This is a genomic window from Pokkaliibacter sp. CJK22405 (genome assembly GCF_046614695.1).
GTDB lineage: Bacteria > Pseudomonadota > Gammaproteobacteria > Pseudomonadales > Balneatricaceae > Pokkaliibacter.
In genome coordinates, this window is record NZ_JBKKHQ010000008.1 from 61000 (window position 1) to 73617 (window position 12618).

The window sequence follows — 12618 nt, forward strand, 5'->3', positions numbered from 1 at the left end:
AGGATGTAGGTTATGAGCCTTGATTTGGTGTTGCTGGCAGAGTTGCAAGACGTGATGGAAGAGGAGTTTGCCAGCCTTCTTGTTACGTACATAGATGACTCAACACAGCGATTGTCACGCCTCAAAGGTGCTCTGCAAGCGGAAGATGCAGAGGATGCACGTCAGTTTGCTCATAGTGTCAAAGGGAGCAGCAGTAATATCGGAGCCTTGCAGCTTGCCGAGCATCTGAAGGAAATGGAATACAATGCTGGCAGCAAAGACTGGCCTGCGCTTAATGATCTCTTTGCGCAAGTCGTAGCTGAACATCAGGCGGTGTGCCAAGAGCTAAGAGCGCGCTATTTGGTCGGTTAAACTGTCCTCATTCGGTGGTTTATTGCTGAAGTTGGCCTACACTTTGCTCTAATCCTTGCATTGGTTAGGTGAGGTTGTAGCTATGGCGGTTTCCATCGACGTTAAATCTGCTCAGTCACAAAGTGTAGCGGCGAGTAGTGCCTCTACGGGAGCAAATCGCCAGGACGGCTCATCATCTTCGGTTCCTTTCGCAAACCTGTTGGAGACAGTGAAAGCGGCTGTATCTTCCAGTCCTGATGCTCGTGCGTCAAAGTCTTCCTCAGCTTCTTCAGAAAACCCGCCCTTAAAGGCTTTCGGTAGCCAAAATAAGGCAACTGATGCTGTTTTACCCGCGACAGATGCAACTACGGCTACTACTAACAAGCTCTTACCGTCAGAGGTGCCGGGTTCTGAAGAGAATGCTTCTACGAAGGAGGGGCTAGACTCAAGTGAGCTTGAGGATATCTCTGAATGGCTGAGCATGATGGGCTTGGAGGGGCTGGGAAGTGCGGTTCATTCGCTCGGTGAAAGCTTGCCTGAGGACGGCCAGATTTTGCCGCAGGAGCTGCAGAGAATCGCAGTAGCTCAGGCCGATAGCCCTGAATTACAGGGTGAGTTGCAGACTCTTCAGTCCATGTTGAGTGGAAGTGCTTCATCGCCGTCTGGACTAACTGCTCAAATAGAGGTGGCTTCTGGTCCGGCGTCTAAAATAGCTGAAGATTCGACACTGACTTCAGGCGCAGATTTAACCGTGGATGAGCTTGCTGCCCTGACCCAGATGCTGGGTGGTGAGTTAGCAAAGAACTCTGTTAGTCAGGCCGCTACTGCATCAAGTGTCGATCAGAATTTTACTGTGGCTTTAAATCCGGTCACTGCTAATCAAGTGGGATCAGACGCAGCCATAAACACTTCTGTAGGCGGTCAAGCGGATTCATTATTAGCACAGCTTAAAGCCTCTGGATCAGACCTTACCTCTAAAACTGCTGCCAAGCTGGATGCTCAAGTAGCAAAAGCTGAACCTGCTCAAGCATCAGTGGTTGGTCCGTCCACTTCGGCAGCCTCCGCACAATTGAGTGCCACTGCTCAGGCAGTGGCTAATGGTAACGCGCAACTCGCTACGTCTCAGGATGCTGCGGTGCAGGATGGCTCTCGTGCTCAAAGTGCTACTGTGCAAGGTGCAACTGCTAACCAGTCTTCTGTGGATTCGTCTGCAAATACAATGCAGGTCAGCATGCGTCCTTTAACCCATGCCGAGCAGGAAGCGCTGGCTAAGGATCTTCGTGCTAATGGGCGTCAGGAAGGTTCCACGCAGCTGCGCGATGGTTCTCAGGTCACAGCTTCGCAGCGCTCTGATGCGATCGCTCTGGCGGGAGCTGCTCAGCAGTCCTCGGATAATGCCGGGGGTTTTGGAGGCAATTCGCAGGATGACGGCAGTAATGCCGCCCTTGGGTTAACTGCCCAAGGGGTTGGTTCATCAAACGCTGACAAATCGGTCGCGAATGATTTTAAAACGGTAATGCAGCAAGCCTCACAGAATGCCAATATGCCCTCTTTGAATGGCAAACCAGATACTGACGCCTGGGCAAGCCAGCTTTCTCGTCACATGCAGTCATTTACCAGCCAGGGAATTCAGAGTGCATCTCTGCGCTTGAACCCTGACGATCTGGGTACTTTGCACGTGCGAATCCATATCCATCAGGATCAGGCGAGTGTCGTTTTCCAAAGCGCCTCTCCTCAAGTGCGTGATGCTCTTGAACAGCATATGCAACGGCTCAAAGACGGTTTCTCCGAGCAGGGCTTGGGTCTGGGCTCTTTTGATGTTCGGGATGACAGTGGCACAGGTCAGCAATATGGCAATCAGAACGAGGGCGGTGCTGCTGGGGGGAGTTTCGCCGGAGATGCCTCTATGAGTGATACGGGCTCAGAGGTGGCGGCAGCTACCATTCAGCAAGATGTTTCCTCTCAATTAGTGGACTATTACGCTTAGGCTAGTCGTCCTCTAAAGTCACAATAATGCCAGTCCTTCTACTTCACGTGAAAATTCTATCGTGCCTGCTATGGTGCGATAGACTGGCCTTTGGCGTCATGTATAAGGTATTTTTCCAATAGGTCTTTTATACTTCCCTCATCTCACTGTCGTGATGGTGGGGATAAGATTCTATCCGTAAGGGGACGCTATGGCTGACGAGCAGCTGGAAGAAGAAAAACCCAAAGGTAAGAAAAAGCTCATCATTATTATCGTGTTAGCTTTGCTTGTGCTGGGCGGTGGTGGGGCTGCAGCGTATTTCTTTCTTTTTGCGTCTTCTGATGAGCCCGCCCCAGAAGCTCAAGCTCAGGAGCCTGCTCGGATTCGGGCGCTCTATGTCAGACTGCGTATGCCGGGAGACAAGCCTTCCTTCGTTGTTTCTCTGACTGATACTAATGGCCGACAGCACTTTATGCAGATCTTTGCTGAAGCTAAAACCCGGGATCAGGCAATGGTGGATGCGCTGACACTGCACATGCCGTTGGTATGCGACCGACTGAACTTTGTATTCAGTGCTGCCAATTTTGAAGAAATACAGACCAATGAAGGCAAGCTGGCCTTACAGCAAAAAGCGCTGGATGCGGTCAAAGATGTCATATCCAAGGAAACCGGTAAGTCTGATGTCGAGGCTATCCTCTTCACCAATATGGTCATGCAGTAGTAGGAGATAAATATGCAGGACCTGCTGTCGCAGGACGAAATCGATGCTCTCTTGCACGGCGTGGATGATGGAGAGGTCGAAACAGAGGCAGATGAAGAGGTTGCTGGTGCCCGTAATTACGACCTGACCAGTCAGGATCGTATCGTACGTGGGCGTATGCCTACGCTTGAAATGATTAACGAGCGTTTTGCCCGCTACACCCGTATCAGTCTGTTTAACCTGTTAAGACGAAGCGCTGATGTTTCTGTCGGCGGTATTCAGATTCTCAAGTTTGGTGAATACGTCCATACCCTCTATGTACCTACCAGCCTGAACCTGGTGAAATGCCGCCCGCTTCGTGGCACTGGTCTTTTCATTCTGGACGCCAAACTGGTCTTCAAGCTGGTTGATAACTTTTTCGGAGGGGATGGGCGCCACGCCAAGATCGAGGGACGAGAGTTCACTCCAACCGAAACACGTATCGTACAGAAAGTGCTTGAGCTGGTATTTCGGGATTTGCATGAGGCCTGGGCGCCCGTACTTAAGCTTGATTTTGAGTATGTGAACTCTGAAGTTAACCCTGCGATGGCAAACATTGTTAGCCCCAGTGAAGTCGTGGTTGTAAATACCTTCCATATCGAGCTTGATGGCGGTGGTGGTGACTTGCATATCACCATGCCTTATTCCATGCTCGAACCTGTCAGGGATATCCTCGATTCTGGTGTGCAAAGTGATATCGATGACAAGGATGAGCGCTGGGTTAAGGCCTTGCAAAGTGAAATCATGGATGCGAAGGTCCAACTCAACTCCGTAGTGGCGCGCCGTCAGGTGACCTTACGCGATATCCTGGAAATGGAGCCGGGAGACATTATTCCGGTTGAACTCCCTGAAACCCTTACTTTGACTGCGAACAAGATTCCCATCTATCGAGGTCAGCTGGGGGCAAGTCGCAAAAATCTTGCCTTTAAAATTATTGATGACTTTAAGCTGAGCTAAGGCTGTAAGTCAGATTCGGATTCTGATGACTGATCATGAGTGACGAAAATACCCCTAAGGACGATGAAGCACTGGCCGATGAATGGGCTTCTGCGCTTTCAGAGCAAACGGATGAGGCCGCCGATGACTGGGCTGCCGCAATGGCTGAGCAGGAAAATGAGGATGCTCAGCCGGTTTCGCTTGATCAACTGCAGGATGAGGGCTCGCCAGTCGATCTGGAGCGGCCTAATCTGGACGTTATCCTCGACATTCCCGTAACGATTTCTATGGAAGTTGGGAATACTGAAATTTCTATCCGTAACTTGCTGCAATTGAACCAGGGCTCAGTGGTTGAGCTGGATCGCATGGCGGGCGAACCGCTGGATGTGTTGGTGAATGGCACCCTGATTGCCCACGGAGAGGTAGTAGTCGTCAATGAACGTTTTGGAATCCGTCTTACCGATGTTATCAGCCCAACTGAACGCATTAAGAAACTTCGCTAACCTGGGTCTGCTATTCCTGCTGACCTTTTTCTCGACAGTGATTCATGCTGCAGACGATACGCCTGTTGCAGAGACTGTGCCTTCCGTGGTGGGAGGCAGTGGTTTTTCTGCGGGTACCAGTATTCTTAACGTGTTGACAGGGTTAATCGTTGTTTTCCTGTGTATGTGGGGGGCTTTCTGGTTCCTTAAGCGCATGCAGGGTGGGAATACTGGTGGGCGTCAGGACTGGAAAGTAGTCGCCACGCTGCATCTTGGTCCTAAGGAGAGGCTGGTGCTTGTTCAGGTGGGTAGTGACCAGCTTTTACTCGGCGTCACTGCTCAGGAAATCCGCCGTTTGGCGCGTTATACCGAGCCTGTTCTGCCGGAAGAAGCCTTTGCCGGTAAATTTGCTGAAGCGCTGACGCGGTATCGGAAACCCAAAACATGAGGCTGCTGCTAAAAAGCCTGGGAGCGTTACTGCTTATTCTTATGCCCCTGATGCAGGTTCATGCGGCAGAGCCAGGAATTCCAGCCATTCAGATCACTCCAGGTCCGAATGGTACGCAGAACCTGACGGTAACGATCCAGATTCTGCTGGCGATGACGGCGCTGACATTCTTGCCAGCCTTCGTCATGATGATGACTTCCTTCACACGAATTATTATCGTTTTTTCGATTATCCGTCAGGCGCTGGGTCTTCAGCAGGCGCCATCTAACCAGATACTGGTGGGATTGGCGCTGTTTCTCACCTTTTTCATTATGTCGCCGGTTTTCGACAAGATTAATGCCAATGCGCTGCAGCCATATCTGGATGGACAGATTGAGGCAAGGCAAGCGGTGGATGAAGCCGGAAAACCACTGCACAAATTCATGATCGAACAAACGCGTAAAACCGACATAGCCATGTTTATGCATCTTTCAGGTCGTCAGCAAGTGGCTGAACCTGAGGATGTGCCTTTTACCGTGCTGGTTCCTGCTTATGTGACCAGTGAGCTAAAAACGGCATTTCAGATCGGCTTCATGATTTTTATTCCATTCCTCGTGATTGACCTTGTGGTCGCCAGCGTTCTGATGGCTATGGGTATGATGATGCTCTCGCCAGTGATTGTCTCCCTGCCGTTCAAGCTCATGCTTTTTGTATTGGTTGATGGCTGGAGCATGATTATGGGAACGCTCGCTGCCAGTTTTGGCATGCAATAGGAAGCGCGCCTATGTCACCCGAAGTTGCGCTGGATATGTATCGGCAGGCATTTATGCTGATCATTGTGCTGGTGTCAGTCATAGTGGTGCCGAGTCTTGTGGTCGGTCTGATCGTGTCGATTTTTCAGGCCGCTACCCAAATCAACGAACAGACCCTCAGCTTTCTTCCGCGTCTTTTGGTAACGCTGGGAGCCATCATGTGGACAGGACCATGGATCGTCGAACGTATCATGGACATGTTTCACTACCTCTTCGTTAATATTCCTACCCTCATTGGCTAGTCCGGCATGATCGAGCTGGATGTGCCTACGCTAACGGGCTGGATGTACGCCTACATTTGGCCGCTGTTTCGTATTTCCGGATTTGTCATGGCAGCGCCGATATTTGGTGCCCAGATGGTGCCTGCGCGAGTAAAGATTTTTATCTCCCTTGGTTTGGCCGCCATTCTTGCGCCTGTAGTGCCTCATGGTGAACCGCCCACGGGGATAGGTTTTGATGTCTGGGTGCAAGCGGGTGTGCAAACCATCATTGGCGTCATTATGGGTTTTGCCTTGCAGATGCTGTTTCAGATCTTTGTTGTGGCAGGTCAGATTCTCTCCCTGCAGATGGGGCTTGGCTTTGCATCGGTGAATGATCCGGTAAACGGTGTCTCAATCGTTGTGCTCAGTCAGTTCTATATGATGCTTGCGACGCTGATCTTTCTCCTGCTGAACGGGCATTTGACCATTCTGCAGATGTTGGCTAACAGTTTTATCTGGATACCGGTAGGCCAGTGGCCGCAGGTCGATACCTACTGGCTGATAGCCCAGTCCGGAACCTGGCTGTTTGCCAGCGGGCTGTCATTGTCATTGCCTGGTATGGTCGCTTTGCTTCTGGTTAACCTCTGTCTTGGGGTGATTACCAAAGCGGCTCCGCAGCTGAATATTTTCGCTATCGGTTTTGCGTTTCTTTTGGTTTTTGGCCTGATTATTTTTTGGGCAAGCATGTCGGATATGCTCTGGCAGCAGGAGAACCTGATGCTGGAAGCATTCGATAAAATTAAGGTCTACCTCGGAGCTTCCTGATGTCAGATCAAGATCAGGAAAAAACAGAACAGCCAACAAGCAAGCGTCTGGAAGAGGCGCGACGTAAAGGTGATGTTCCCCGATCCCGTGAGCTGACAACAACGGTTCTGTTGGTTGTTAGCGGCAGCTTCATGCTGTTTTTTGGACCTGAAGTCGTGGATGCCTTCATTCGCTTAATGCGTTTTAACCTTGAGCTGGATTACACCGCTACGACTGATCCCTACATGATGTTTGCCCATCTTGAAAAAAGCGTAGAGGAAGCGCTGATGTCAGTGCTTGGTTTGCTGATCGGACTTTTCTTTGCCGCGATTGCTGCTTCGGTGTTAATGGGGGGGTGGAACTTCAGTGGTGAAGCTCTGATGCCGAAGCTCAGTAAGCTAAATCCGCTTTCGGGACTGAAGCGGATGTTCTCGGTTAACTCCCTGATTGAGCTTCTGAAAGCATTTGCCAAGTTTGTCGTTGTGGCCGGTGTGGCGGTGATGGTGATTCGCTCTGATCAGGAAACGCTACTATTGATGGCGCGACAAGATGTCGATGTGTCGATTCAGAATGGTCTCGATATCATCCTGTGGGGCTTTCTTTGGCTCTCTTCATCGCTTGTATTGATTTCACTGATTGATGTGCCTTTTCAGCAGTATCAGTACATCAAGAAACTGAAAATGACCAAGCAGGAAGTCAAAGACGAAATGAAAAACTCGGAGGGTAACCCCGAGATTAAAGGCCGTATCCGTCGAATGCAGCGTGAGATGGCGTTTCGTCGCATGATGGCTAATGTGCCTAAGGCTGACGTGGTTATTACTAACCCGACCCATTACGCCGTTGCCTTACAGTATGCTGGCGGCAATCGTGCGCCAATTTTGCTGGCAAAGGGCGAGGAGCACAGCGCTCTTAAAATCAGGGAGATCGCACAGGCTCACGAGATCCCGATGCTGGAAGCGCCAGAGCTTGCTCGTGCGATTTATTACAATACTGAGCTTGATCAGGAGATTCCAACAGGGTTGTATTTTGCCGTGGCGCAAGTGTTGGCCTATGTAACCCATCTGCGTGCGTGGAAACGTCGTCAGGGGCCGCGTCCGCTGGAGCCTTCCTCTTACGAGATTCCTACCGAACTGCAACACGACTAACTGTCTGAAAATCCTTGGAAGTTACACAGGTAGAGGTGGCTTCGCGGTTGCGAGATCAGGTGTTTTGCGTATGCTAACAGTGCACTCATCTGGCATTGTTCCTTAATGGCTATAAACCGCGCGCAAGTAGTATCGACTCTGAGGTCTTTCAGCCAAGGAGGATTAGGGGTTCCTATCGTCTTGCTGGTGTTGCTGGCAATGATGACGTTGCCCATGCCGCCGTTTCTGCTCGACGTTTTCTTTACCTTCAATATTGCGCTGTCTCTGGTCATTCTGCTGATCAGCATCTACGTGCTGCGGCCGTTGGATTTTGGCGTCTTCCCCACTGTGCTTCTTGTCGCAACGTTACTGCGACTGGCGCTAAACGTGGCTTCGACCCGTGTGGTACTGCTTTACGGTCATGACGGTGGTGATGCGGCCGGTAAGGTTATTGCTGCCTTCGGTGAGGTCGTGATCGGTGGTAACTACGTAGTTGGTCTGGTGGTTTTCGCGATCCTGATGATTATTAACTTCGTGGTCGTTACCAAAGGTGCTGGTCGTATCTCGGAAGTCAGCGCCCGCTTTGTTCTGGATGCTATGCCTGGTAAACAGATGGCCATCGATGCGGATCTCAACGCGGGTCTTATTAATCAGGAGCAAGCGCAGGCCCGACGTAAAGAGATTACTCAGGAAGCTGAGTTCTACGGCTCTATGGACGGTGCCAGTAAGTTTGTTCGTGGTGATGCCGTTGCCGGTATTCTTATCCTGTTTATCAATATCATTGGTGGTTTGCTTATCGGGATGATTCAGCATGGCCTGGCCTTTGGTGATGCCGTTCAGATTTATACTCTTCTCACCATCGGTGACGGCCTTGTCGCCCAGATTCCTTCTTTGATGCTCTCCACCGCGGCCGCTGTCATCGTGACTCGTGTTAGTGCGGCTGAAGATGTGGGCGTTCAGATTGGTACTCAGGTCTTTGCTTCACCTAAAGCGCTGGCGGTGACGGCGGGGATTATGGCCATTATGGGGCTGGTGCCAGGAATGCCGCATGTTTCATTCTTAGGCTTGGCGGCAGGAACAGGAGCGCTGGCCTATATCGCGGATAAACGCAGTAAGCAGCAGGCGGAAGCCAAGGCGCTTGAGGCCCAGAAGCCGAAACAGGCGCCTTCGGAGACTACTGAGCAGCGTGAGCTGAGCTGGGATGATGTCGGCCCGTTGGACATGATTGGTTTGGAAGTGGGCTATCGACTTATTCCTCTTGTGGATAAAAGTCAGGGTGGACAACTGCTTACTCGAATCAAAGGTATTCGAAAAAAGCTTTCACAGGATCTGGGATTTCTTGTGCCTTCTGTTCATATTCGCGACAACCTTGATTTGATGCCTGGCGGGTATCGTATTGTCCTGATGGGGGTCACGGTCGGTGAGGCAGAGATTTATCCAGATAAGGAAATGGCAATTAATCCGGGGCAGGTATTCGGTACTCTGCGGGGAATTGAAACCCGTGATCCGGCCTTTGGATTGGAAGCGTTGTGGATTGAACCTGCTCAGAAAGATCATGCTCAAACCATGGGCTACACTGTGGTGGATCCGGCAACCGTGATCGCGACGCATCTTAATCAGGTAATGCATGACCACTCTGCTGAGTTGATTGGTCATGAGGAAGTTCAGCATCTTCTTGATAATCTTGCGAAAAATGCACCGAAGCTGGTTGAATCCTTGGTGCCGGGTTTGCTATCTATTAGTATTGTTCTCAAGGTGCTGCAAAATCTTTTGCGTGAGCAGGTGCCGGTTCGTGATATTCGAACGATCGCGGAAGCCCTTACGGAAGCGGCTGCTCGGACGAAAGATCCGGGTCAGCTGACATCTTTAGTACGTATAGCACTTGCTCGACTGATTATTCAAAACATTAATGGTACTCAGCCTGAGCTGCCGGTTATGACGCTTGATCCGAAACTGGAGCAGATTTTGCTTAAGTCATACCAGCAGAGTCAGCAAAATACGGAAGACGGATTAATACTTGAGCCTGGTATGGCTGAGCGACTGCAGCAGTCACTCCAGCAAGCGGCGCAAAATCAGGAAATGCAGGGTCGTCCGGCAATTCTTCTGGTGGCGGCACCGCTTCGTATGTTGATGGCAAAATTTGTCCGTTATGGTAGCCAGGTGATTCATGTGTTGTCTTATCAAGAGATACCTGAGAACAAGCAAATTACCATTGTGGCGACGGTTGGTGGTTAATTGCTGGCACGATTTTCAATATCGGGTTTTAATGGCGTAATGAGAAAACTATCCGCACGCACAAATTTCGGGGGAAGGCTTTGAAAATCAAACGCTTTTTTGCTCCCGATATGCGACAGGCAATGCGACAGGTTCGGCAAGAAGTCGGACCTGATGCCGTTATTTTGTCGAACAAGCGGGTAGCAGGCGGCGTTGAGATCATGGTGGCAATCAATTACGAGCCACCTGAAAAGTCAGAGTCTCCGCTACAGCCTGAGCCGCAGGCCCCGGCAAAACCCCCCACGGCGTATAGTGAATCTATACCTTCGGCGGCCTCCCTTCGACAGCGGGCGCATGAGCAACAGGCTCGTCAGGGAAAAATCCATGAAGGGCTTCCAACATCAGGCAAAGGTCTTGATAAAGAATCCGTAGCAGCACTGTTAAAGCGTCTTGAAAGTGAGCGAAAAGAGCGCCAACGCCAGCAGAATGGTGATCATTTACGCGTAGTGCCGGATGCTCCTGCCTCCTCCCCAATGCCATCTAAGCCTCCTTTTGAGCCCGTCTCAATGTCGCAGTCGATGGATGAGGAAGAGGGGAGTGATACTTATACTGCTCATGGCAGGCTTTCCCCAAGTGAGCCTGTCGAGCCGCCTAAGGCAACTGCTCCTGTATCCCGACAGCAGGATGTTCATTGGTCGCAGATTCCTGATCTTCCTCCTTCAGTACCTGTGCGTCAGCCAGAGCCCGTGTTCAACGAGCGATCTGATGTCATAACTTCAATGCGCGGTGAGATCGAGCAGTTAAAAGGTCTGCTTGAAAAGCAGATGAAGGCTAGTCAAAAGCCTGCAAGCTTTTCGGAGCGCAGTAAGCCTCTGCAAATACAGATTCAGACACGACTGCATAAAATGGGCTTTAATGTCGCTCTTTCGCGTCAGCTCATTAAAGTATGTGATGAGGTCTCTGAGCCTAAACAGGCATGGCGTGCTGTGCTTGCTAAGTTGGCTGGGCATCTCTCTACATACGAGAATGATGTTGTCGACGGTGGCGGGGTCTTCGCACTGGTTGGGCCAACGGGTAGTGGAAAGACAACCACCATTGGTAAACTCGCAGCCAGGTATGTGCTAAAGCACGGAAGTGCTGGCTTGGCTCTGGTTACGACAGATTGCTATCGCGTTGCTGCTCACGAGCAGCTGCGTGTCTTTGGACATATTCTTGATGTTCCTGTCAGAGTTGTGGATGAGCGTCAGACGCTCAATGAGACGCTCAAGTCTCTGCGTGACAAGCATCTTGTTCTGGTGGATACGGCCGGAATGAGCGCACAGGATGTGCATCGAGACAAACAGCTGCGCCAGTTAAGTCAGGTCAGTATGAAACTTCGTAAGTTGCTGGTACTTCCAAGTACCAGTCAGGCGCAGGTGCTGCGCTCTGCGTATCAGTCCTACCGCCCTCTTGGTCTAGAGGGCAGTGTGATCACCAAGGTGGATGAAGCCGTGAATCTTGGTGAAGTTTTGAGTGTTGTCATCGAACATGCGCTCAAAGTTGCCTATATTACAGATGGACAGCAAGTCCCCGATGATCTTTCTCTGGCAACTCAGGGGAACCTGATCAGCCGGGCAGTACATGCTATTGATAATCTGGTTCCCGCGACGGTGAATGCGCGTCCCGTCGGTGAATTCAGCAGGACAGGATAACGACGCTGTTTGGCGCCTCCTGAGTACGGTTGCTATTGACCTGTAACTGTATTCAGGTGAATTTGTGTCATCGTTGGTTAACGTAATTCGTATTTCCTGAAACTGTCCAAGTGGTTATAAGGAATCTCATGTATAACCAGTTGTATCCTTCATCAAGCCAGGATCTGGTGACTCGTTATGCGCCCTTGGTTAAGCGAATAGCGCATCACCTGCTAGCCAGACTTCCATCAAGTGTTCTGGTCGAGGACCTTATTCAGGCAGGAATGATTGGCCTAATTGAGGCTTCGCGGAAATATGATGCGAGCAAGGGAGCCAGTTTTGAAACCTATGCTGGCATTCGTATCCGTGGGGCTATCATCGATGAAGTGCGTAAAGGAGACTGGTCTCCACGCTCTGTTCATCGAAATGCGCGACGCGTAAGCGAAGTTATTCAGCAGATCGAGTCAACCTATGGTCGTGACGCCAAAGATTATGAGGTGGCGGCTGAACTCGGTGTCTCGCTGGATGAATATTACGCTATGCTTCAGGACAGCTCGTCAACGCGGCTGTTCAGTTATGAAGAAATCACCGAGCAGGAAGAGGATGGTCCCGGCGTGCAAATCGCTGGAGATTCAGAGTCTCCCGAAGCGGAGCATCAGCGGGATGCTTTTGCCGGTGCGCTGGCTAAAGCCATTGAACTGTTACCCGAAAGGGAGCGTTTAGTGTTATCGCTGTACTATGACGAAGAGCTCAATCTCAAGGAAATTGGTGCGGTTCTGGGGGTGAGTGAGTCGCGTGTCAGCCAGATTCACAGCCAAGCGGCTGCCAGGTTGCGCGCAAAGTTGTCAGGTTGGCAGCTTCAGGTATAAAACTCAGCTTGTGCAGAATTGTGAATAAACTAATTTTTAAGAGAG

The 12618-nt window shown here is 50.7% G+C and carries 13 protein-coding genes; all 13 read left to right on the top strand.

The features are described from left to right. Nucleotides 1–12 precede the first annotated feature (12 nt). The 13 genes from ACKC9G_RS04805 to ACKC9G_RS04865 all read left to right on the top strand — a co-directional run bounded on the left by ACKC9G_RS04805 (nt 13) and on the right by ACKC9G_RS04865 (nt 12573). On the top strand, nt 13–351 hold the full coding sequence (locus ACKC9G_RS04805; protein WP_411403796.1) for an Hpt domain-containing protein: 339 nt from the start codon (nt 13–15) through the stop codon (nt 349–351). Between the two features lie 82 nt (nt 352–433). After that, entirely contained in the window at nt 434–2317 is a 1884-nt protein-coding gene (locus ACKC9G_RS04810) for a flagellar hook-length control protein FliK (protein WP_411403797.1), read from the top strand. 190 nt (nt 2318–2507) lie between these two features. Further along, on the top strand, nt 2508–3017 hold the full coding sequence (locus ACKC9G_RS04815; protein WP_411403798.1) for a flagellar basal body-associated FliL family protein: 510 nt from the start codon (nt 2508–2510) through the stop codon (nt 3015–3017). 12 nt (nt 3018–3029) lie between these two features. After that, nucleotides 3030–3992 carry a flagellar motor switch protein FliM gene (fliM, locus tag ACKC9G_RS04820; RefSeq protein WP_411403799.1) on the top strand — a complete coding sequence of 321 codons (963 nt, stop codon included), beginning with the start codon at nt 3030–3032 and terminating at the stop codon, nt 3990–3992. Between the two features lie 35 nt (nt 3993–4027). Next, nucleotides 4028–4474 carry a flagellar motor switch protein FliN gene (gene fliN / locus ACKC9G_RS04825; protein WP_411403800.1) on the top strand — a complete coding sequence of 149 codons (447 nt, stop codon included), beginning with the start codon at nt 4028–4030 and terminating at the stop codon, nt 4472–4474. After that, nucleotides 4434–4901 carry a flagellar biosynthetic protein FliO gene (gene fliO, locus ACKC9G_RS04830; protein ID WP_411403801.1) on the top strand — a complete coding sequence of 156 codons (468 nt, stop codon included), beginning with the start codon at nt 4434–4436 and terminating at the stop codon, nt 4899–4901. The genes fliN and fliO overlap by 41 nt, the downstream gene beginning before the upstream one ends. Then, nucleotides 4898–5653 carry a flagellar type III secretion system pore protein FliP gene (gene fliP, locus ACKC9G_RS04835; protein ID WP_411403802.1) on the top strand — a complete coding sequence of 252 codons (756 nt, stop codon included), beginning with the start codon at nt 4898–4900 and terminating at the stop codon, nt 5651–5653. The genes fliO and fliP overlap by 4 nt, the downstream gene beginning before the upstream one ends. Before the next feature lie 11 nt (nt 5654–5664). Next, on the top strand, nt 5665–5934 hold the full coding sequence (fliQ, locus tag ACKC9G_RS04840; protein ID WP_411403803.1) for a flagellar biosynthesis protein FliQ: 270 nt from the start codon (nt 5665–5667) through the stop codon (nt 5932–5934). A gap of 6 nt (nt 5935–5940) precedes the next feature. After that, a complete protein-coding gene (gene fliR / locus ACKC9G_RS04845) occupies nt 5941–6717 on the top strand; it encodes a flagellar biosynthetic protein FliR (protein ID WP_411403804.1) in 777 nt (258 codons plus the stop codon). Next, nucleotides 6717–7841, top strand: coding sequence for a flagellar biosynthesis protein FlhB (gene flhB, locus ACKC9G_RS04850; protein ID WP_411403805.1), 1125 nt, complete (start codon nt 6717–6719; stop codon nt 7839–7841). Before fliR ends, flhB begins: the two co-directional genes overlap by 1 nt. Nucleotides 7842–7946: 105 nt before the next feature. Further along, nucleotides 7947–10055: a flagellar biosynthesis protein FlhA gene (flhA, locus tag ACKC9G_RS04855; protein ID WP_411403806.1), complete on the top strand. Its 2109-nt coding sequence runs from the start codon at nt 7947–7949 to the stop codon at nt 10053–10055. An 80-nt stretch (nt 10056–10135) separates the two neighbouring features. Beyond that, entirely contained in the window at nt 10136–11725 is a 1590-nt protein-coding gene (gene flhF, locus ACKC9G_RS04860; protein WP_411403807.1) for a flagellar biosynthesis protein FlhF, read from the top strand. Nucleotides 11726–11853: 128 nt separating this feature from the next. Next, complete coding sequence (locus ACKC9G_RS04865) at nt 11854–12573, top strand: RNA polymerase sigma factor FliA (RefSeq protein ID WP_411403808.1); 720 nt, start codon at nt 11854–11856, stop codon at nt 12571–12573. The last annotated feature ends 45 nt before the right edge of the window (nt 12574–12618 follow it).